At 68.5% G+C, this 20,310-nt stretch carries 22 protein-coding genes; 18 read left to right on the top strand and 4 right to left on the bottom strand.

Annotated features, from left to right (window positions below; translation table 11 throughout):
• The 4 genes from QM624_RS09520 to QM624_RS09505 all read left to right on the top strand — a co-directional run.
• Positions 1 to 451: MaoC family dehydratase (locus tag QM624_RS09520; RefSeq protein WP_415091163.1), on the top strand; the 451-nt coding region annotated here is incomplete at its 5' end.
• A 204-nt stretch (positions 452 to 655) separates the two neighbouring features.
• Positions 656 to 1,267 (top strand): TetR/AcrR family transcriptional regulator, encoded by a 612-nt coding sequence (locus QM624_RS09515; RefSeq protein WP_415091161.1) that lies wholly within the window; start codon positions 656 to 658, stop codon positions 1,265 to 1,267.
• On the top strand, positions 1,264 to 2,145 hold the full coding sequence (locus QM624_RS09510; protein ID WP_415091159.1) for an ATP-binding cassette domain-containing protein: 882 nt from the start codon (positions 1,264 to 1,266) through the stop codon (positions 2,143 to 2,145). Before QM624_RS09515 ends, QM624_RS09510 begins: the two co-directional genes overlap by 4 nt.
• Entirely contained in the window at positions 2,142 to 3,686 is a 1,545-nt protein-coding gene (locus QM624_RS09505) for an ABC transporter permease (RefSeq protein WP_415091157.1), read from the top strand. Before QM624_RS09510 ends, QM624_RS09505 begins: the two co-directional genes overlap by 4 nt.
• 67 nt (positions 3,687 to 3,753) lie before the next feature.
• Here QM624_RS09505 and QM624_RS09500 read toward each other — a convergent pair whose 3' ends face one another.
• The 3 genes from QM624_RS09500 to QM624_RS09490 are packed head-to-tail and all read right to left on the bottom strand — an operon-like array spanning position 3,754 to position 6,232.
• Positions 3,754 to 4,758 (bottom strand): FUSC family protein, encoded by a 1,005-nt coding sequence (locus QM624_RS09500; RefSeq protein ID WP_415091155.1) that lies wholly within the window; start codon positions 4,756 to 4,758, stop codon positions 3,754 to 3,756.
• Between the two features lie 44 nt (positions 4,759 to 4,802).
• Positions 4,803 to 5,312 (bottom strand): hypothetical protein, encoded by a 510-nt coding sequence (locus QM624_RS09495; RefSeq protein WP_415091153.1) that lies wholly within the window; start codon positions 5,310 to 5,312, stop codon positions 4,803 to 4,805.
• The gene (locus QM624_RS09490; protein ID WP_415091151.1) at positions 5,309 to 6,232 is read right to left on the bottom strand and encodes an ATP-grasp domain-containing protein; all 924 of its coding nucleotides are present in this window, start codon (positions 6,230 to 6,232) and stop codon (positions 5,309 to 5,311) included. Before QM624_RS09490 ends, QM624_RS09495 begins: the two co-directional genes overlap by 4 nt.
• Positions 6,233 to 6,250: 18 nt before the next feature.
• Here QM624_RS09490 and QM624_RS09485 point away from each other — a divergent pair, with 18 nt between their 5' ends.
• The 9 genes from QM624_RS09485 (at position 6,251) to QM624_RS09445 (ending at position 13,004) form a co-directional block, all read left to right on the top strand.
• Positions 6,251 to 6,439: a hypothetical protein gene (locus QM624_RS09485; protein WP_415091149.1), complete on the top strand. Its 189-nt coding sequence runs from the start codon at positions 6,251 to 6,253 to the stop codon at positions 6,437 to 6,439.
• 176 nt (positions 6,440 to 6,615) lie between these two features.
• The gene (locus QM624_RS09480; RefSeq protein WP_415091147.1) at positions 6,616 to 7,356 is read left to right on the top strand and encodes an amino acid ABC transporter ATP-binding protein; all 741 of its coding nucleotides are present in this window, start codon (positions 6,616 to 6,618) and stop codon (positions 7,354 to 7,356) included.
• A gap of 38 nt (positions 7,357 to 7,394) precedes the next feature.
• Entirely contained in the window at positions 7,395 to 8,219 is an 825-nt protein-coding gene (locus QM624_RS09475; RefSeq protein ID WP_415091145.1) for a glutamate ABC transporter substrate-binding protein, read from the top strand.
• A gap of 71 nt (positions 8,220 to 8,290) precedes the next feature.
• A complete protein-coding gene (locus QM624_RS09470; protein WP_415091143.1) occupies positions 8,291 to 8,953 on the top strand; it encodes an amino acid ABC transporter permease in 663 nt (220 codons plus the stop codon).
• Positions 8,950 to 9,846 carry an amino acid ABC transporter permease gene (locus QM624_RS09465; protein WP_415091141.1) on the top strand — a complete coding sequence of 299 codons (897 nt, stop codon included), beginning with the start codon at positions 8,950 to 8,952 and terminating at the stop codon, positions 9,844 to 9,846. The genes QM624_RS09470 and QM624_RS09465 overlap by 4 nt, the downstream gene beginning before the upstream one ends.
• A gap of 70 nt (positions 9,847 to 9,916) precedes the next feature.
• The gene (locus tag QM624_RS09460; protein WP_415091139.1) at positions 9,917 to 10,870 is read left to right on the top strand and encodes a metal ABC transporter substrate-binding protein; all 954 of its coding nucleotides are present in this window, start codon (positions 9,917 to 9,919) and stop codon (positions 10,868 to 10,870) included.
• Positions 10,867 to 11,628, top strand: coding sequence for a metal ABC transporter ATP-binding protein (locus QM624_RS09455; RefSeq protein WP_415091137.1), 762 nt, complete (start codon positions 10,867 to 10,869; stop codon positions 11,626 to 11,628). The genes QM624_RS09460 and QM624_RS09455 overlap by 4 nt, the downstream gene beginning before the upstream one ends.
• Before the next feature lies 1 nt (position 11,629).
• On the top strand, positions 11,630 to 12,616 hold the full coding sequence (locus QM624_RS09450) for a metal ABC transporter permease (RefSeq protein WP_415091135.1): 987 nt from the start codon (positions 11,630 to 11,632) through the stop codon (positions 12,614 to 12,616).
• On the top strand, positions 12,603 to 13,004 hold the full coding sequence (locus QM624_RS09445) for a Fur family transcriptional regulator (protein ID WP_415091133.1): 402 nt from the start codon (positions 12,603 to 12,605) through the stop codon (positions 13,002 to 13,004). Before QM624_RS09450 ends, QM624_RS09445 begins: the two co-directional genes overlap by 14 nt.
• Before the next feature lie 102 nt (positions 13,005 to 13,106).
• On the opposite strand, the gene QM624_RS09440 is transcribed toward QM624_RS09445, so the two are convergent.
• Positions 13,107 to 13,958 (bottom strand): class II fructose-bisphosphate aldolase, encoded by an 852-nt coding sequence (locus QM624_RS09440; protein ID WP_415091131.1) that lies wholly within the window; start codon positions 13,956 to 13,958, stop codon positions 13,107 to 13,109.
• A 56-nt stretch (positions 13,959 to 14,014) separates the two neighbouring features.
• On the opposite strand from QM624_RS09440, the gene QM624_RS09435 reads away from it, so the two are divergent.
• The 5 genes from QM624_RS09435 to QM624_RS09415 all read left to right on the top strand — a co-directional run.
• Positions 14,015 to 14,206: a potassium-transporting ATPase subunit F gene (locus QM624_RS09435; protein WP_415091129.1), complete on the top strand. Its 192-nt coding sequence runs from the start codon at positions 14,015 to 14,017 to the stop codon at positions 14,204 to 14,206.
• A gap of 5 nt (positions 14,207 to 14,211) precedes the next feature.
• Entirely contained in the window at positions 14,212 to 15,843 is a 1,632-nt protein-coding gene (gene kdpA / locus QM624_RS09430) for a potassium-transporting ATPase subunit KdpA (RefSeq protein ID WP_415091127.1), read from the top strand.
• A gap of 82 nt (positions 15,844 to 15,925) precedes the next feature.
• A complete protein-coding gene (gene kdpB, locus QM624_RS09425; RefSeq protein WP_415091125.1) occupies positions 15,926 to 17,995 on the top strand; it encodes a potassium-transporting ATPase subunit KdpB in 2,070 nt (689 codons plus the stop codon).
• A 2-nt stretch (positions 17,996 to 17,997) separates the two neighbouring features.
• Entirely contained in the window at positions 17,998 to 18,567 is a 570-nt protein-coding gene (kdpC, locus tag QM624_RS09420; protein ID WP_415091123.1) for a potassium-transporting ATPase subunit KdpC, read from the top strand.
• A 4-nt stretch (positions 18,568 to 18,571) separates the two neighbouring features.
• Positions 18,572 to 20,310, top strand: a 1,739-nt coding sequence (locus QM624_RS09415; protein WP_415091121.1) for a DUF4118 domain-containing protein, incomplete at its 3' end; no start/stop codon positions are given.

The raw sequence follows: 20,310 nt of genomic DNA, 5'->3' as shown, positions 1-20,310 counted from the left end.
CTCGGAGGACGGCGAATCTGGACCGATCCGGGGTGAGGACGGGTCTCGACAAGCTCGACCGGCGGAGGGCGAGGAAGGGTCTCAACAAACTCGACCAGCGGAGGCTCCGCTGCCGACCGCGGGTCTGTGGCGGCTGCCGTCCGACCTGGGCCGGCGCTACGCCGCGGTGTCGGGCGACGCGAACCCGATCCACCTCAACCCGCTAGCCGCCAAGGCGTTCGGGTTGCCGCGCACCATCGCCCACGGCATGTGGACCCACGCCCACGCACTGGCCGCACTCCAGCCACGGCTGCCGGACGCCTACACCGTGTCGGTGAAGTTCGCCAAGCCGGTGTTGCTGCCCTCGACCGTCCGCTTCGCCGCCGCCCAGACCGAGGACGGCTTCGCCGTCCAGCTCACCAACCGGGCCGCTGACAAGGTGCTTTTCACCATGGACGTGTCCGCTCGCTGACGAAGCGCTGATCATTCACGTCCTCCCGGGCTCGATCCGGGATCTCAGGAGGGAGAGATCCCGGATCAAGTCCGGGGTGACGATAGAGGGCTCTGATCAGCGCATCCCTCACACCGAGCACCGGATGTCGATCCTCTGTTCCTGTACGACACTCCGCTGACTGTACAGTTGAACAGGATCCTGTGCGTTCGTACAGTCGGTGTCGTGAGCAATGACATCGATCTCACCGGGCGGGCCCGCATCCGCGACGCGGCGTTGGTCGCATTCACCGAACAGGGCGAGGCGGCCAGCATCCGCCAGATCGCCCGACGGGCGGGTGTTTCCCCGGCCCTTGTCCAACACCACTTCGGCACCAAGGCCAATCTCCGCGCCGCCTGTGACGAGTACGTGCTGTCCTACTTCCGCGATCACGTCGTCTCCGGCCTGGACGAACTGGGCATGGCCGAACCGGCGTATCTGGCCGAGGTCTACGCCTCGGCCCCGGTCGTGATCGGCTACCTGAACCGTCTGCTGATGGAGAACGCCCCGGACGCCCAGGGGGTCTTCGACGCCCTGGTCACCCTCACCGAGGCCTACCTGCCGGCCGACCCGTCGTCGCCGCAGCGCGATCGTGCCGCGGTCCTGGTGGCGATGAAATTGGGGTTGTTGCTGCTGCGTCCATTCGTGGACCGGGCGCTCGGCCTGGCGGCGTCGTCCCACCCCGCCGGCGACCCGCGGATCAGTGCCGCCCAACTCCACCTGCTCAACCCGGCACTCATCACACCCGAGGTGATGGCGGCCGCACGGCGGGCGGTCGGAACGGAGGTGGCCCAGTGACCACCGTCATCGAACTCGAATCGGTCACCAAGCACTACGGGCGCACGGTCGCCCTGGACGACTTCAGCCTGCGCGTGGAGCAGGGCCAGGTGCATGGCTTCCTCGGCCCCAACGGCGCCGGCAAGACCACCACGATGCGCATCCTGCTCGGCCTGCTCCGGATCAGCTCAGGACGGGTCACCGTGTTCGGCCTCGATCCGTGGCGGGACGTGCCGGCGATCCACTCCCGGCTCAGCTACGTTCCCGGCGACGTGACGCTCTGGCCGAATCTGACCGGTGGCGAAACCCTCGACATCCTCACCCGGCTGCACGGCGGGGGCCGGGACCGTCGTCCCTGGCTCGACCTCTTCGAACTCGACCCGACGAAGAAGAACCGCACCTATTCCAAGGGCAACCGGCAGAAGGTGGCGCTGGTCGCTGCCTTCTCCTCCAACTCCGAACTGCTGATCCTCGACGAGCCGACCTCGGGGCTCGATCCCTTGGTCGATCAGGCCTTCGTCCAGGCGGTCCGCGGCGAGCAGGCGCGCGGCCGGACGATCCTGCTGTCCAGCCACATTCTCAGCGAGGTCGAGCGGTTGTGCGACTGGGTCAGCATCATCCGCAACGGTCGGCTGGTCGACTCCGCACCCCTGGCCCAGCTGCGCGGCGCGCAGCAAACCCTGATCACCGCGCACGTCGACGCCCCGCCCGACCTCGCGCTGGCCGGGGTGTCGGTGGTCGAAAACGACGGCGATCGGCTTCGGCTGAGCGTGACCGCCGAGGCACTTCCCGAGCTGCTGCGGCGGCTGGCGGCGGTCGGCGTCCATCAGTTCGAGGCCGGCGCCCCCTCCCTGGAGGACGTCTTCCTCGCCCACTACCAGGCTGCGGAGGAGCGATGACCACCCTGGTCCGGGCCTATCTGCGCCGGGGCCGCTGGGTGTTACTGGCCTGGGTGCTGGCGCTCGGGCTGCTGCCGGCAATGATGGTGATCTCCACCTCGATCGGCTACCCGACCCAGGCCGACCGGGAGGCCTTCGCCACCCAGGCGATGGCGAATCTCGCCGAGGTTGCGCTGCGCGGACCCGTCTTCGCCCCGACGACGGGCGGGTTGGTGGCGTGGACACTGGCGTCGTCGGGTTCACTGGTCGGCTGCGTAGCCGCGCTGATCTTCATCGTCAGCTACACCCGTTCCGACGAGCAGGCCGGACGCCTCGAGCTGGAGCTGTCCGGACGGGTCACCCGGGGCGGCCAGCTCGGCGCGGCACTGCTGGTGGTCGGGGGTGCCGGGGTACTCACCGGGGTGGTGGCCTTCATCGGGATGGTGGCCACCGGAATGGACGCGTCCGGCTCGGCCCTGCTGGGGCTCGTGCTGACCTCATCGATGCTGTTCTTCACCGCGCTCGGCGCGGTCTGCGCCCAACTGGCCACCAACCCCGGCTCCGCGGGTGGCTTGGCGGCGCTGGCGATGATCGTCTTCCTGCTGGTCACCGCGATCGGGGACGCCACCAGCAGCCCGCTGGTCTGGTTCAGCCCGTTCGGTTGGGCCCGTCATGCCCAGGCGTTCGTGGCGAACCGGTTCTGGGTGCCGCTGATCCCGCTCGTCCTCACCGCGGCGCTGAGCTGGCTCGCGCTGCGACTCAACCGGTCCCGGGACTACGCGAGCGGACCGATCGCCCCGCGGCCGGGCCGTCCGGATGCGCCTTCCTGGATCCGCAGTCCGGTGACGCTGGCGATCCGGCTGCAGCGCGGGACCACACTCTCCTGGACGCTGACGCTGGGCCTGCTCGGCGTCCTGCTGGGTTCGGTGCTGGGCAATCTCGATCAGCAGCTCGCCGGCACCGCCTTCGAAGACTTCGCCCGCCGGCACGGTGGCACGGTCGGTGAGGTGTTCTTCCAGTTCGTGCTCTACCTGCTGGCCCAGATCGCCACCATCGCCACGCTGGCGGCTGTTCTCACCCTGCGCCAGGACGAGGCCAACGGCTCGGCGGAGTCGATCCTGTCCCGGCCGGTCACCCGGCGGCATTGGGCAGCCGCCAACTGGCTGGTGGCGGCGGGTTCGGCCGCGATGATCCTGATCGGAGTCGGGTTCGGTGCCGCGTTGAGTTCCGGACGCTGGTCGCTGCCGCTGTCGACGGTTGCCTATCTGCCGGCGGCGCTGGCCGTCGCCGGTCTGGCTCTCACGCTGGTCGGCTGGGCGCCCCGGGTGGCGGTCGCGGTCAGTTGGACGGTGCTCGGGTTGCTGATGCTGGTCGACCTGCTCGCCGAGTTCAACCTGCTGCCGGCCGAGCTGGTCCGCAACCTGTCGCCCTTCGCGGCGATCTTCGCCGGCCTGTTCACCGGGGGCCTGCCGGCCACACTAACCGTGCTGACCGTCCTGGGCATAGGGCTGGCCGGTCTCGGCGTGACCGGCCTCGGACGCCGCGACCTGCAGCCGTCCTGATCACCCGATCGACCTTGCCCGACCCGGAGCCGGTCCGAGCGGCTTCGACGAATTCGACCGCGAGTCGCTACGGCGTCTCCGGTGCGGGTTCACGCTGCTCCAGCACTTTGTCGGGCAGCAGCCGGGTGGCGATCCCCACCGCGGCCGCGGTGACGACGGCGGCCACGATGGTGACCGTGACCCGCTGCAGGTCACCGGCGATCGCCGTGGTGGAATCGAAGGTGAGCAGAATGACCGAGACAGTCACCGCGGTCGAGTACTTCCAGTAGTCGGCGTCAGCCATCAGCAGCAGCACGGAGGCCAGCGACGCCAGCACCCCCAGCAGTACCGCCACGAGGTCAGGCAGCGCCAGCACCACCAGCGCAGCGGCCGTGCCGCCGAGAACCGTGCCGAGGATCCTGCCGTACATCTTGGTCCGGGTCTGCCCATAGGTGGGTTGCAGGATTACGGCAACGGTCAGCACCGCCCACCAGGTGTTCGTGCCGGCGAACCAGAGCACGCAGATCAACGTGAAGCCACCACACAGCGCGGCCAGCAGCACCCCGTAGGGCAGTGTCGCGGCCTCGCGATTCGCCGGCAGCCGCACACCACGCAACATGACCGCCACCACGGCCGACGCCCAGGCACAGCCGAGCAGGATCACCACCGCAACCAGTCCGGCGGCGGTCAGGGCCGGTATCCGCGTGTCGAGGAAGGCGACCACGGACGACGGGTCGACCAGCACGTAGGCGGCGAGTGAAATGGTGGCCGCCCCGACCGGATGCAGTCCGTGGACGGCGAGCGCGCCGGTGGCCAGCGACAGCGCGACGACCAGCGCCACACCCAGCACCGGCGCCCACGGCCCGGTGCTGGCCGCAAGCACGGCGAGAAAGGCCGTCACTCCGCTGACGCCGGCTGAGGCCGCCATCGCCTTCGGCCCGGATCCCGCCGCGGTCAGTGTCGGCAGCATGCCCAGCACCAGCAGCCCGGTCGCCGCGGCCCACGGCGAGAACGCTGTCGCCACGACCGGCACCAGCGCGAGCAGGACCGCTCCCAGGACGCGCGGCAGCAGGCCTTTCCGCGACACGCTCATCGCGCCATCGTCGCACCTCACTGCCGCTCCGGGGCAGTGATCGCTCAGTCGCGCAGCGCGCGTCCGAGAGCGTCCAGCTTGGCCTCGACGGCAGCGAGCCGGTCCTCGGCCTCACCCGGCAGCACCCCACCGGCACTCGCAGTCGGGGCGGGCGCGACGCTGCGCCGGCTGAACCGCCACCAGCCCACCGCGACGGTGATCACCAGCGCGACCGCCATGACCAGGAACCGGGGCCACTGCTGACCGGCCGAGATACCCATGCCGACGGCGTAGATCATGGTGAACAGGCCGCCGAGCAACGCCCCGTTGGCGAGCACCGACCCGGTCCTGGTGATCGCCAACGAGAGCAACATCACCACGGTGGCGCAGATCAGCAGCACGATCGACGTGGTCAACCGGTAGGTGTTCCAGTCGCGGTCCGAGCCGGACGAATACGACGGCTCGGGATAGAAGGTGTTGACGCCGATGCCGATGAAGGCGGTCACCACCAGTCCCAGGAAGAAGCTGAAGATCACCTGCAGCATCGACTGGCCGAGATCACGTTGCGCGGTCATGTATCCAAGCGTGCCAGCAAGACATCGGCGTAGTGACGTTCCGCGCCAGGAGCCAGCTCGAGAAAGAAGCTCGGCTCGAACAGTTCCAGCTCCATCAGCACGGGACGTCCGGCCTCGTCTCGGGCCAGATCGACCCGGGCATGCACCGGCGGTTCCGTGACGCCACGGGTCGCCATCAACTCGCCGGCAACCGCCAGCACCTCCTCGGCCAGTTCACGTTCGTCGGACGCGGGCGACACCGGCGTGATCGCTCCCCTGCTGGTGCCGAGCAGGCCGCCACCCAGCGCCAGCAGCGGGCTGCGTCCGACGGCGTGGACGAAGCGTCCGTCGAAGTGGATCAGCGACCGCTCGCCCACGCGTCCGATCGAGTCGAGGGCGGGCTGCACCATCACCTGCTTGCCGAGGTCGACGATCTGCCGCGCCAGCAGCAACAGACCCGGATCATCCGGCTCGAACAGGCCGGTGTTGGCCGACGAGGCCGACACGGTGGGCTTCAGCACCACCCGCCGGGGCAGTTCCGCGACGGCTGCCCGCACCTCGTCGAGCGTGCCGCAATAGACGGTCGGGCACACAGCCACGCCGTGCTCGGCCAGCTCACCGAGGTAGTGCTTGTCGAGGTTCCAGCGGATCGTCCGCGGATGGTTCACCACCCGGGTCTGCGACTCGACACGTCCCAGCCAGTCGACGAACTCGGTCACTCGCCGGGCGTAGTCCCACGGCGATTTGATCACCACAAGGTCGCTACCGGACAGCTCGGACGCCGCCCGCCAGTCCAGCACGTCGCAGCGCACCTCGCGCTCGGCCAGCGCCCGCCGCACCGGTTCCAGCTCCCGGTCGGCCTCGGTCGGGCTGCGCAGGCCGCTGTGGGAGGTGATCAGCGTGATGGTGGCCATACCCACCATCCAAGCGGAGCCGGCCACCAGGGGCATGATGGTCCCATGACACGCCCCGCCGAGCCGTCCGATGATCTGGCAGCCGTGCTGCGCTGGCAGGCCAGTGGCGGTGAGGTGCAGGTGCTGGCCTGGGGACCGCCCCTGGTGGTCTCGCTGATCACCTGCGACGGCGGCCAGGAGATGCAGCGGATCACCTCGGACGAGACCGACCTGCGCGCAGAACTCAGCAACTGAGGCCGACTCCGCGACGTCCCTGGTCAGCCTCGAAACGGGTACCCCACCGCGACGATCGGTGACCTGTCAGCATTCTCATCCACCCCCGGCGGGTTGATTGCGAAACGGTGACAATCCGCCGCAAACACCCCAAAAGTGCTTGTGCCCGGCCTGTCGTGCAAACTAGCGTGCCCCGCATGCCAGAGCCGCTCGTCATGATCGAAGGCGTCAACAAGCACTTCGGTGATCTGCATGTGCTCAAGGACATCAACCTGTCCGTCGCCAAGGGCGAGGTGGTGATCCTGATCGGTCCCTCCGGGTCGGGCAAGTCCACCCTGTGCCGCACCATCAATCGGCTGGAGACCTACGAGACGGGCTCCATCACGATCGACGGCAAGAAGCTGCCCGACGAGGGCAAGGAGCTCGCCAACCTGCGCGCCGACGTGGGCATGGTGTTCCAGTCCTTCAACCTGTTCGCCCACAAGACGATCCTGGAGAACGTCACGCTGGGCCCGATCAAGGTGCGCAAGACGCCGAAGGCCGAGGCCGAGAAGCGGGCGATGGAGCTGCTTGATCGGGTCGGTGTCGCACATCAGTCCGCCAAGTACCCGGCCCAGCTCTCCGGCGGCCAGCAGCAGCGGGTCGCCATCGCCCGCTCGCTGGCGATGAACCCGAAGGTGATGCTCTTCGACGAGCCCACCTCCGCCCTTGACCCCGAGATGATCAACGAGGTGCTCGACGTCATGGTCGAGCTGGCCAAAGACGGCATGACGATGATCGTGGTCACCCACGAGATGGGCTTCGCCCGCAAGGCCGCCGACAAGGTGGTCTTCCTCTCCGACGGAGAGATCGTCGAGACCGGGACGCCCGAGGACTTCTTCTCCAACCCCACCTCCGCGCGCGCGAAGGACTTCCTGTCCAAGATCCTCACCCACTGACCGAGCAAGAAACCAGAAGCAAGCAAAGGAGCTCGACCATGGCACTGAAGAAGATCGGCGCCGCAACAGCCGCGGCTGCCCTCGCTCTCTCATTGACCGCCTGTGGTGGCGGCGCTGCGGGCACCACCGACCTGTCGAACCTGAAGATCGGCATCAAATTCGATCAGCCGGGCATGGGGCTGAACGAGGCCGGCAAGTACACCGGCTTCGACGTGGACGTCGCCACCTACATCGCCGGGAAGCTGGGCACCACGCCCGAGAAGATCCAGTGGGTGCAGGCGCCCACTCCTCAGCGCGAGACATTGATCGAGAACGGCAGCGTCGACCTGGTCGTCGCCACCTATTCGATCAACGACACCCGCAAGCAGCGGGTCTCGTTCGCCGGGCCGTATTTCATCGCCGGCCAGGATCTGCTGATCCGCGCCGACGACACCTCGATCACCGGCGTCGACTCGCTGAAGGGCAAGAAGCTCTGCTCGGTGACGAACTCGACCTCCGCGCAGAACGTCAAGGACAAGGTGCCCGGCGTCAACCTGCAGGAGTTCGCCACCTATTCCGACTGCGTGACCGCCCTGGTGTCGAAGGGCGTCGATGCGCTGACCACCGATGACACCATTCTGGCCGGCTACGCCTCTCAGCCTCAGTACGCGGGCAAGCTCAAGGTGGTCGGCAAGCCGTTCACCCAAGAGAACTACGGCGTCGGCCTGAAGAAGGGCAACACCGACCTGTGCAACAAGGTGACGGCGGCGATCAACGACATGATCAAGGACGGCTCGTGGGAGAAGGCCGTCAAGGCCAACCTCGGGCCGGCCAACTACACCCCGGGTCCGGGCAACCCGCCCACCCCGGCCGCCTGCTCCTGACCATTAGCTAGGAGGTTCCGGACGCCGCACCTGGCGTCCGGAACCATCCGACCGAGTCTCCAGGGGGAACCATGGGCGACATCCTGGCCCGCTACGACCTGCTCGGCGCCTTCTGGCTGACGGTGCAATTGTCGTTCTGGTCGGCACTCGGTGCGCTGGTGATAGGCACCTTCATCGCGATTCTGCGGGTTTCGCCGGTCCCGGTGCTGCGACTACTCGGCACCTCGTACGTCAACCTGGTGCGCAACACCCCGCTCACCCTGTTGATGGTGTTCAGCATTCTCGGGGCGAGCATCGTGCTGGGCCTGCAGATCTCGAATACCGTCACCACCAACATCTTCTATTGGGCGATCATCGTGCTCAGCATCTATCACGCGGCATTCGTCTGCGAAGCGCTGCGCAGTGGGGTGAACACCATTCCGGCCGGGCAGGCCGAGGCAGCTCGGTCGATCGGTCTCACCTTCACCCAGTCGCTGACCGAGGTGTTGTTGCCGCAGGCATTCCGGGGCGCGATCGCACCACTGGGTTCGACGCTGATCGCCTTGATCAAGAACACAACAGTCGCCGCGGTGATCGGCGCGGCGGACGCCGCGGGCCTGATGGCGAAGATCATCGAGAACGAGACCGGCAGCGTGATGGTGTTCGCGATCTTCGCCCTCGGCTTCGTCATACTCACGCTCCCCTTGGGCATCTGGTTCACCAGCCTGTCCCGCAAACTGGCGGTGAAACGATGAGCGCCCAGACGGTGCTGTTCGACGCACCCGGCCCCCGCGCTCGAGCCCGACACACCATCCTGACCGTGGTCGGCGGACTGGTGGCGATCGGCGTCCTCTACCTGGTGCTCGCCAAGCTTGGCCAAGCCGGGCAGCTGGAGGCCGAGATGTGGACGCCCTTCCTGACCGGTGGGGCCTGGCAGACCTATCTGATCCCCGGCATCGCGGGCACGTTGACCGCGTCGGTGATCTCAGTGGTGCTGGCCGGCATCTTCGGGCTGGTCTTCGGCATCGGACGCCTCGCGCAGCAGCGCTGGATCCGCCTCGTCTGCGGAATCGTGGTGGAGTTTTTCCGAGCGGTACCGGTGCTGCTGATGATGTATTTCGCCTACAACATCTATTCCCGCAATGGGGTCTTCCTACCCACCCTGAATCCGCTGATGGCAGTGGTCACCGCACTGACGCTCTACAACGGATCGGTGATCGCCGAACTCGTGCGCTCGGGCGTCCATTCGCTACCCAAGGGGCAGTCCGAGGCCGGTTTGTCGATCGGCCTTACCCCCGGACAGACGCTGCGCTCGATCCAGCTCCCGCAGGCGCTGGTGGCGATGCTGCCGGCGCTGATGGGCCAGTTGGTCGTGGTCATCAAGGATTCCGCGCTCGGTTACGGCATCACCTACATGGAGTTGCTCAGCTGGTCGAAGACACTCGGTTCCGCCTATGCCAACGTGGTGCCTGCGTACTTGGTCGCCGCAGCCATGTTCATCGTGTTCAACTACGCGATGACGAAGCTCGCAGGTGCGGTCGAGCGGCGGCTGCGGAAGCGTCCAGTGACTGCCGGGCCGCTGACCACCACCGCGCCCAACATCGTCCAGGGCGGCGCCGAACCGGGCGGAGTGCCGGCCAACATTTGAGCCAGCGAGCTCACCGGAGTCGACCCAGCCCGTTTTGACATGCATCCGACACTGGCTGAGAATGATTGTCATGAAGATCCTCAGAGCGGTAGTGACAGCGGTGGCGGCCCTCGGGTTGTCCATCACCGCAGGGTGTTCGGCGGGGACGCCGTCCACCTCGTCCGGCCCGGAAGGGGCGACCCAGCTCAAGGTGACGGCCGCGTTCTACCCGTTCGAGTACGTGGCGCAGCAGGTCGGCAAGGACCTGGTGACGATCACCGATCTGACCCAGCCGGGCGCCGAGCCGCACGACCTGGAGCTCTCCCCCAAGCAGGTGGCGGGCATCGGTGAGTCCGATCTGCTGATCTACCAGAAGGGCTTCCAGGCAGCTGTCGATTCGGCGCTGCAGACCGTCACGCCGAAGCAGGCGGTCGACACCGCGTCCTTCCTGACCCTGCAGCCCGCCGAGCATGAAGATGAGCACGGCGACGAGGAGCATGGTGAGGACGACCACGATCACGGGGCGCTCGATCCGCACACCTGGCTCGATCCGAACAACATGGTGACGATCACCGAGCACGTCCGTGACGCCCTCGCCGAAGCCAAGCCGGACGCCAAGGCGACCTTCGCCGCGAACGCCGACGCGCTGATCGCTCAGCTCAAGCAGCTCGACACCGATTTCAAGACCGGCCTCGGCTCGTGCCAGCGCAAGGTGTTCATCACCTCGCACGAGGCCTTCGGGTACCTCGCCCACCGCTACGGCCTGGAGCAGGTCGGCATCAGCGGCATCGAACCCGACACCGAGCCGACCGCCGCCCGGATCGCCGAGGTGCAGAAGGTCGCGAAGGCGAACGGTGTCACCACCATCTTCTTCGAGACCCTGGTCTCGCCCGCCGTGGCCAAGTCGATCGCCGGTGACCTGAAGCTGACCACCGACGTGCTCGATCCGCTGGAGGGGCTGACCCCGGAGTCCCGCGGGTCGGACTACATTGAGGTCATGAAATCCAATCTCACTTCTCTGCAGAAGGCGAACGGCTGTTCATGACGGCTGAGCCGCGGCCATCAGCCCCGGCCATCTCCGCGCACCAGGTCGACGTGGTGCTGTCCGGCGTCCCCATCGTCCGGCATGCCGGCTTCGAGATCGGTGTCGGACAGACGGTCGCGGTGACCGGCAACAACGGGTCGGGCAAGACCACGCTGATGCGTGCCTTGCTCGGCCTGGCGCCGCATCGGGGCACCATCGAACTGTTCGGCACCGAACTGAGCAGATTCCGCGACTGGCGCCGAATCGGCTACGTGCCGCAGCGCAGCACCATCCTGGTGCAGCAGGCCACCGCCCGTGAGGTGGTGGCCTCCGGACGTCTCGGGCTACGACGTCCGCTGTGGCCGGCGGGCGCGTCCGATCGCCAGGCGGTGACGGACGCCCTGCTCCGGGTCGGCATGGCGGATCGCGCCCAGGCGCCGTTCGTCCGGCTCTCCGGCGGGCAGCAGCAGCGGGTGCTGATCGCCCGGGCGCTGGCCGGCACCGCCGACCTGATGGTCTGGGACGAGCCGCTGGCCGGCGTCGACCTGTCGACCCAGACCGTGCTCGCCGAGATCCTCGCCGGTCTACGCCGAACCGGCACCACCGTGGTGATGGTGCTGCACGAGCCAGGTCCGTTCGAGCCGCTGATCGACCGAGCCATCACATTGGCCGACGGACGGGTGGTCGCCGACGGCCCGTTCCAGCCGGCGTTGGGTGGTCACGAGGTGCACGAGTTGCCGCACAGCCACTTCCACGAGACCGGGCTCGAGGTGATCTGAGATGGAATGGCTCGCGCTGGAGTTCATGCAGCGGGCACTGCTCGCCGCCGTCATCACCGGCCTCACCGCCCCCGCGATCGGCACCTATCTGGTGCAACGCCGGCTCAGCCTGCTCGGCGACGGCCTGGGCCATCTGGCCGTCGCCGGCGTCGGCTTGGCCTTCCTGACCGGCACCGCGCCATTACCGGTCGCGGTGGTGGTGTGCGTGGTGGGTGCGATCGCCATCGAACTGCTCCGCGAACTGGGCCGCACCAGCGGCGACGTCGGGCTCGCGATCCTGTTCTACGGCGGGCTGTCCGGCGGTCTGCTGCTGGCCAGCCTCGCCGGTCAGGGCACCGGCACCCTGTCGGCGTTCCTGTTCGGATCGCTGCTGACCATCAACGCCACCGAGTTGTGGATCATCGCCGGGCTCGGCGCGGTCGTGCTGATCGTCTGCCTCGGCCTGCTGCCGCAGCTGTTCGCGGTGAGCGCCGACGAGCCGTTCGCGCGGACCATCGGGCTGCCCGTCCGGGTCTACAACATTCTGATCGTGGCGCTCGCGGCCGTCACCGTCACCGTCTCGATGCGGACCGTCGGCCTGCTGCTGGTCAGCGCCCTGATGGTGGTGCCGGTGGCGACCGCCAACCATCTGGTGATCGGCTTCCGGCGCTCGATGCTGGTGGCGATGGGCCTGGGTGTGCTGGCCGCGGTGAGCGGCACGATCGGGTCGTACCAGTTCGACACCGCACCCGGTGCCCTGATCGTGGTGATCGCGATCGGTGTGTTCGCGCTCAGCTGGCCGGCCTCGCTGCTGCTTGCCCGGCGATATGCCCCAGCGGTCGAGCTGACCGACGACCAACCGCCCCGCTCACACGAGCTGACCGAGGAGCATCCGCACGTGCATTCCGCGACCTGCGGGCACCCGGCCGTACCGCACGCTGGACATGTCGACTACATTCACGATGGTCACCGGCACGCCGCGCACGAAGGTCACTATGACGAGCACTGAACGAACGCCACGCCGCACGCGGCAGCGCACAGAAATCCGCGACGCCGTCGAGGCCAGCAGCGCCTTCGCCACCAGTCAGGAGATTCACGACCGGTTGCGCCACGACGGCTCGACGGTCGGTCTGGCCACCGTCTACCGCGCGCTGCAGGCGATGGCCGCCAGCGGTGAGGTGGACAGCATCCGCACCCCGGACGGCCAGATCGCCTACCGCACCTGCACCCCCGGGCATCACCATCACCTGGTCTGCCGCTCCTGCGGACGCACCGTCGAGATCAGCCTGCCCGGCCTCGAGGAGCAGACCCGCAAGATCGCCGGCCAGTACGGCTTCGCCGAGATCGACCACGAGGTCGAGTTCTTCGGCACCTGCGCCGACTGCAGCAGCAAGTAGGCGCGGCCCCAACCTCCGTCATCCCGGACTTGATCCGGGATCTCGGTCTTCGGCTGACCGGAGATCCCGGCGTTCGCCGGGATGACGGAACGCTGCGTACTGTCAGACCACGCGATACAGGCAGCGGACGAGCTCGTCCAGGTTGGCCTCGATGGCTTTGGTGGCGGCCACGGTGAGGTCACAGAAGACGTGGGTGTCGGGCTGGTCGTCGAGCAGCTTCCGGGCTGCTTCGAGGCCGGCCTTGTCGGCGTAGGTGTAGTAGTTGATCTTCCGGACGCCGGCCTCGATCGCGGCGCGGTACTCCTCGCAGCTCAGGCCGGAGCCGCCGTGCATCACGATCGGGACTCCGCCGGCCCGGCGCAGTTCACCGATCAGCCCGAAGTTGATCTTCGGTTCGGCCTTGTACAGGCCGTGCACGGTGCCGAATGAGCAGGCCAGCGCGGTGACGCCGGTGGCGGCGACGAATGCCGCGGCGTCCTCGGGGCTGGTGTACAGGGTCTCGTCGGCGACCCCCTTGGATTCGACGCCGTCCTCACGTCCAGGCATCACACCGAGTTCGCCTTCGACGCCGTAGCCGCGCGAGTTGGCCAACTCGACCACGGCACGGGTCTGGGCGACGTTGTCGTCGTAGGACAGCCGTGAGCCGTCGAACATCGCCGAGTTGAAGCCGACCGCGAAGCCGCGCTCGACGTAGTCGATGGTCTCGCCGTGGTCGACGTGCACCACCAGTCCGGTGCTGGAGCGGCGGGCCAACTCGACCATCACCGGACCGATGTCCTCGATGGCGTTCACCGGTTCGTGCACCTGGGCGTGCTGCACGATCAGCGGCACCTCGTACCGCTCGGCCACCTTGATCGCCGACAGCAACAACTCCAGCGTCGGGGTGTTGATCGCGGCGATGCCGCAGTTCCTGCTTTCGGCGAAGTCGAGTGCGTCGCGCAGCCCGATCAGCATCGAGGACCTCCTCAGTCAGGTTCCCGGGGCAGCTCTGCCCCGGACGGCTCAGTCTAGTGAGCCGACCCCGCCGCGGAATCACGCATCAAGGAAGCGTCAAGACCCGTCAGAGCTCGGTCAACACAGCACTCGGCCAGCCCGGCCGGGCACAGGATCGAGACGTGATCGAGGATCTTGTGGCTGCACTGCTCGGCCTGGCGCTGCTGATCTACCTGGGCTTCGCACTGGCCCATCCGGAACGGTTCTGAGCACCATGTCGGCCACCCTCGCAGCTGTGCTCGCCGTCCTGACCGTGGCTGCCATCCTGGCTGCCATCCACGTGCCGCTGGGCAGCTGGATCCACCGGGTGTTCACCTCGCCCACCCACACCCGCGTGGAGCGGCTGATCTACCGGCTGACCGGGGTCGATCCGGACGCCGAACAGCGCTGGTGCGTCTATGCCGTCTCGGTGCTGGCGTTCTCGGGCGTGTCGATCCTGCTGCTGTGGGGGCTGATCCTGGCCCAGCCGCTGCTGCCGTTCTCGCAAGGTCGTTCGATGAACATCGACACGGCACTGAACACCGCGATCTCGTTCGTGACCAACACCAACTGGCAGTCCTACGCAGGCGAGGCCGGGGCCGGCTACCTGCTGCAGGCGCTCGGACTGACCGTGCAGAACTTCGTCTCCGCAGCGGTCGGCCTGGCCGTGGCGATCGCCGTCGTCCGTGGGTTGACCAGGGAGCACACCGACCGGTTGGGCAACTTCTGGGTCGACCTGACCCGTGGCACGCTGCGCGCCCTGCTGCCGTTGGCGGTGCTCGCGGCGATCGCTCTGGTGGCCTGCGGCGTCATCCAGAACCTGGACGCGCCGACCACGATCACCACCATCGACGGCGGCAGCCAGGTGCTGCAGGGCGGCCTGGTGGCATCGCAGGAGGCCATCAAGGAGCTCGGCACCAATGGCGGCGGGTTCTTCAACGCCAACTCGGCGCACCCGTTCGAGAACCCCAACGGGGTGACCAACCTGATCGAGATCGTGCTGCTGTTGGCCATCCCGTCGGCGCTGCCGTACAGCTACGGGCTGATGGTCAAGGACCGTCGGCAGGGTGCGGCGATCGCCGCCGTGATGGCCGTGCTCGGCTTCGGCGCGATGACGGCGCTGACCGCGCTGGAGGTCGCCGGCGGCAGCCTGGAGGGCAAGGAGCAGCGCTTCGGAACCGCCTGGTCGGCGATCTTCGCCTCGGCCACCACCAGCACGTCCACGGGCGCGGTGAACGCGATGCACGAGTCGCTGCAGCCCTTGGCGGGTGGCGTCGCACTGCTGAACATGATGCTCGGCGAGCTGTCCCCGGGCGGGGTCGGCACCGGGTTGTACTCGATGCTGGTGATGGTGGTGCTGGCGGTCTTCGTCGCCGGTCTGATGGTGGGCCGGACGCCGGAACTGCTCGGCAAATCGATCGGCCGGCGGGAGATCACCCTGGCTGCGCTGGCCATGCTGATCACCCCGACGTTGACCCTGCTCGGCACCGGGACGGCGCTGCTCGTGCCCACCTCGAGGGACGCGATGCTGGCGTCCGGTCCGCATGGGCTGAGCGAAATGTTGTACGCGTTCACGTCGGCCGCCAACAACAACGGCTCGGCCTTCGCCGGGTTGTCCGCCGACCAGCCGTTCCTGAACCTGGCGCTGGCGGTGTGCATGCTGTTCGGCCGGTTCGTCCCGATCGTTGCGATGCTGGCGCTGGCCGGAGGGCTGGGCCGGCAGGGACGCCGTCCGGTGACTGCCGGGACGATGCCCACCCATTCGGCGAGCTTCGCCGGATTCCTGCTGGCAATCATCCTGATCGTCGCCGGCCTCACCTACTTCCCGTCCCTGGCTCTCGGCCCGATCGCGGAGGCACTGTCATGAAAAGAGGCATTGTCGTGAGAGAAAGCGTCCTCAGCGGAGTGGGACGAAAAGAACCGTCCCCGGCGTACCACGAGGCGCTGTGATGAGCAGGCATCCTCGCCCGGCGCACCCCTCGCTGGCCGTCACCGCTTGGCAGGCGCTCCCCCAGGCGCTGGTGAAACTCGACCCGCGGCATCTGATCGGCAGCCCGGTGATCTTCGTGGTCTGGGTCGGGTCGGTGCTGACCACTGTGTTGTCGGTGCTGCAGCCGTCGGTGTTCACCATCGCGGTCACGCTGTGGCTGTGGGCGACCATCGTGTTCGCCAACCTCGCCGAGGCGATCGCCGAGGGACGCGGCAAGGCGCAGGCCGACACGCTGCGCGCCACCCGGACCCAGACCATGGCTCGGCGGCTGCGTACCGACGACACCGAGGAGCAGGTGGCCGGGGTCGAGCTGCGGATCGGTGACCGGGTGGTGGTCGAGGCAGGTCAGGTGATCCCCGGCGACGGCGATGTGGTGGACGGCGTGGCCAGCGTCGACGAGTCGGCGATCACCGGCGAATCGGCACCGGTGATCCGCGAGGCCGGCGGCGACCGGTGCGCGGTCACCGGCGGGACCACCGTGCTCAGCGACCGGATCGTGGTGAAGATCACCGCCAAACCGGGCGAGACGTTCATCGACAAGATGATCGCCCTGGTCGAGGGTGCGGCCCGGCAGAAGACCCCGAACGAGATCGCCCTGGGCATTCTGCTGATCACCCTGACGATCATCTTCCTGCTGGCGGTGATCGCCCTGCAGCCACAGGCGATCTACTCCGGCGGACGGCTGCCGCTGGTGGTGCTGGTCGCCCTGCTGGTCTGCCTGATCCCGACCACCATCGGCGCCCTGCTGTCGGCGATCGGCATCGCGGGCATGGACCGACTGGTGCAGCGCAACGTGCTGGCCATGTCCGGACGCGCCGTCGAGGCGGCCGGCGACGTCAGCACCCTGCTGCTGGACAAGACCGGCACCATCACCTTCGGCAACCGGCGGGCCAGCGACGTCCGTCCATTGCCCGGGGTGGAGCGCGGAGATCTGCTGGACGCCGCCCACGCGTCCTCGCTGGCCGACCAGACCCCGGAGGGACGCTCCATCGTCGAGTTCGCGCTCGCCGACCGGCCGACTGGCACCTTCACCGTCCACGAGTTGAGCGATGACGCGTTGATCCGGGCCGGGGCCAGCTTCGTGCCGTTCACGGCGCAGACCCGGATGTCCGGGGTCGACCTGCCGGACGGGACCCAGATCCGCAAAGGGGCCGGCTCGGCGGTCGCCGCCTGGGTCGTGACCGGGGGCGGCGACCTTGCGCCCCGGCTGCAGCCGATCGTCGACGAGATCTCCGGACGCGGCGCGACGCCGCTGGTGGTGGCTAGCCGGCAGCCCGGATCGCCGCCACGGACGCTGGGCGTGGTCGAGCTCAAGGACGTGGTGAAGCCGGGCATGACGCAGCGCTTCGCGCAGCTGCGGGCGATGGGCATCCGGACGGTGATGATCACCGGCGACAATCCGCTGACCGCGAAGGCGATCGCCGCCGAGGCCGGGGTGGACGACTTCCTCGCCGAGGCCACCCCCGAGGACAAGATGGCGCTGATCAAGGCCGAACAGGCCGACGGACGGCTGGTCGCGATGACCGGGGACGGCACCAACGACGCCCCGGCACTCGCTCAGGCCGATGTCGGGGTGGCGATGAACACCGGCACCTCGGCCGCGAAGGAGGCCGGCAACATGGTCGACCTCGATTCGGACCCGACCAAGCTGATCGACATCGTCGGCATCGGCAAGCAGTTGCTGATCACCCGCGGCGCCCTGACCACCTTCTCGATCGCCAACGACGTGGCCAAGTACTTCGCGATCATTCCGGCGATGTTCGTCGGCGTCTTCCCGGGCCTGCAGGCGCTGAACATCATGGGCCTGCACTCACCCGCCTCGGCCATGCTGTCCGCGGTCATCTTCAACGCGCTGATCATTCTCGCCCTGGTCCCGCTGGCGCTGCGCGGGGTCGCCTACCGGCCGCTGAGCGCGTCGGCGATGCTCACCCGCAACCTTCTCATCTACGGCCTGGGCGGCATCGTGGCGCCGTTCCTGGGCATCAAGCTGATCGACCTTCTCGTCGCGCTCATCCCGGGATTGGGGTAGTCATGTCCGTGTTTCGTCAGACTCTCGCCGCGCTGAGGATGCTGCTGGTGATGACGGTGCTGCTCGGCATCGGCTATCCGGCGGTGGTCACCCTGGCCGCCCAGGTCTACCCGGCGCAGGCGCATGGCTCCCGGTTGGTCGCCACCGACGGCCGGGTGGTCGGTTCGGCGCTGCTCGGGCAGGCCTTCACCGGGCCGGAGTGGTTCCAGCCGCGGCCCTCGGCGTCCGACTACTCGGGGCAGACCTCCGGCGGCAGCAACCTCTCCCCCGCCTCCGCCGACCAGCAGCAGGCCCGCCAGCAACGGCTGGACGCGCTACGGCAGGCCAACCCGGACGCCGTCGGACCGGTGCCCGAGGACGCGCTGACCGCGTCGGCGTCCGGGCTGGATCCGCACATCTCGGTGGCCTACGCCCGCTGGCAGGTGCCCCGGGTGGCTGCCGTCCGCGGCGTCCCGGCCGCCGAATTGGAGGCGATGATCGCCGCGGCGACCGAGCCGGCCGCACTGGGCTACCTCGGTCAGGACGGCGTCAACGTGACCCGGCTCAACCTGGCGCTGGCCGGACGAGAATAGGGCCATGGGACGCGGCCGGCTGCGGATCTACCTCGGGGCGGCACCCGGGGTGGGCAAGACCGTCAGCATGCTGGCCGAGGGGCATCGCCGCGCCTCTCGCGGCACCGACGTGGTGGTCGGGCTGTGCGAAACCCATGGCCGGCAGCAGACCCAGACCCAGCTGGAAGGTCTGGAGATCGTCCCGCGCCGCACGGTCGAGTATCAGGGCGTCGTCTTCTCCGAGCTGGACCTGGACGCGGTGCTGGCCCGCCGTCCACAGGTGGCGTTGGTCGACGAGCTGGCCCACAGCAACGTGCCGGGCTCGCGCAACGAGAAGCGCTGGCAGGACATCGACGAGCTGCTGGACGCCGGCATCGACGTGATCTCCACGGTCAACATTCAGCACCTGGAGTCGCTGAACGACGCGGTCACCTCGATCACCGGCATCGTGCAGCGCGAGACGGTGCCGGACGAGGTGGTCCGGGCCGCCGACCAGATCGACCTGGTGGACATGTCACCGGAGGCGCTGCGCCGGCGGATGGCGCACGGCAACATCTACCGTCCCGAGAAGGTGGACGCCGCGCTGGCCAACTACTTCCGGGTCGGCAACCTGGCCGCGCTGCGCGAGCTGGCACTGCTCTGGCTGGCCGAGAAGGTGGACGCCGGGCTGGAGGGCTACCGTAGCCAGCACGGCATCACCGAGTCGTGGCCGGCGCGGGAGCGGGTGGTGGTCGCCCTGACCGGCGGGCCCGAGGGTCGGGCATTGCTGCGCCGCGGCGCCCGGATCGCTTCCCGGCTGGCCGGCGGACAGCTGCTGGGCGCCTTCGTCAGCCGCAGCGACGGCCTGGCCAACGCCCCGCTCAGCCAGGTCGCCGAGCTGCGCCGGCTCACCGAGGAGCTGGGCGGCGAGTTCCACAGCATCACCGGCGACGACGCCGCGCAGGCGGTGCTCGATTTCGCCCGCGGGGTGAACGCCACCCAGATCCTGGTCGGCGGATCTCCACTGCCGCCCTGGCGGCGCGGCCTCAGCCCGAGCCTGGCCGAGCGGGTCATCGCCGACGCCGGCGACATCGATGTGCACGTGGTCGGTCATCCGCGGCCCGGACGCGGTTTCACCCGGCACCGCGGCCTGTCTCGGCGGCGGGTGCTGGCCGGGCTGATCGCGGCGGTGACCCTGCCGCTGCTGCTCACCGTGCTGCTGCACGCCGACCCGTTCACCTCGGATCTGCCGCTGGACATTCCGATCTTCCTGCTGGCCACCGTGCTGGTCGCGGTGCTCGGCGGACTGGTCCCGGCGGTGGTGGCCGCGGTGTTGTCGTCGGTGCTGCTGAACTGGTTCTTCGTACAGCCCACCGGAACGCTGAGGGTCGCCGATCCGGAGAACACCCTGGCGCTGGTGGTGTTCGTCCTGGTCGGCGCACTGGTGGCGCTGATCGTGCACCGCAACGCCCGGCGCACCGAGGAGGCGCAGGCGGCGCAACGGGAGTCCGCCGCGCTGGCCGAACTCTCCCATTCGCTGCTCGGTGCCCCCGACCAGTTGCCGCTGCTGCTGCAACGGGCGATCGACATGTTCGGCGTCCGGGCTGCCGCGATCGTGCGCCGGCCCGCCGACGGCGCCGCCGAGATCGTGGCGGCGGCCGGCAGCTACGACCCGACCGCACCCGCCGACCACGAGGACGCCGGCGAGCATCAGCTGGTGCTGCAACCGCCCGGCCTGGCCGCCGGCCAGCGCCGCCTGTTCGACGCCTTCGCCGCCCACGCCGG

This window comes from Micropruina sp., assembly GCF_047606365.1.
Classification (GTDB): Bacteria; Actinomycetota; Actinomycetes; order Propionibacteriales; family Propionibacteriaceae; genus Micropruina.
Note: the sequence above shows the minus strand (reverse complement) of the source record. Positions and strands in the feature narration are given on the sequence as shown.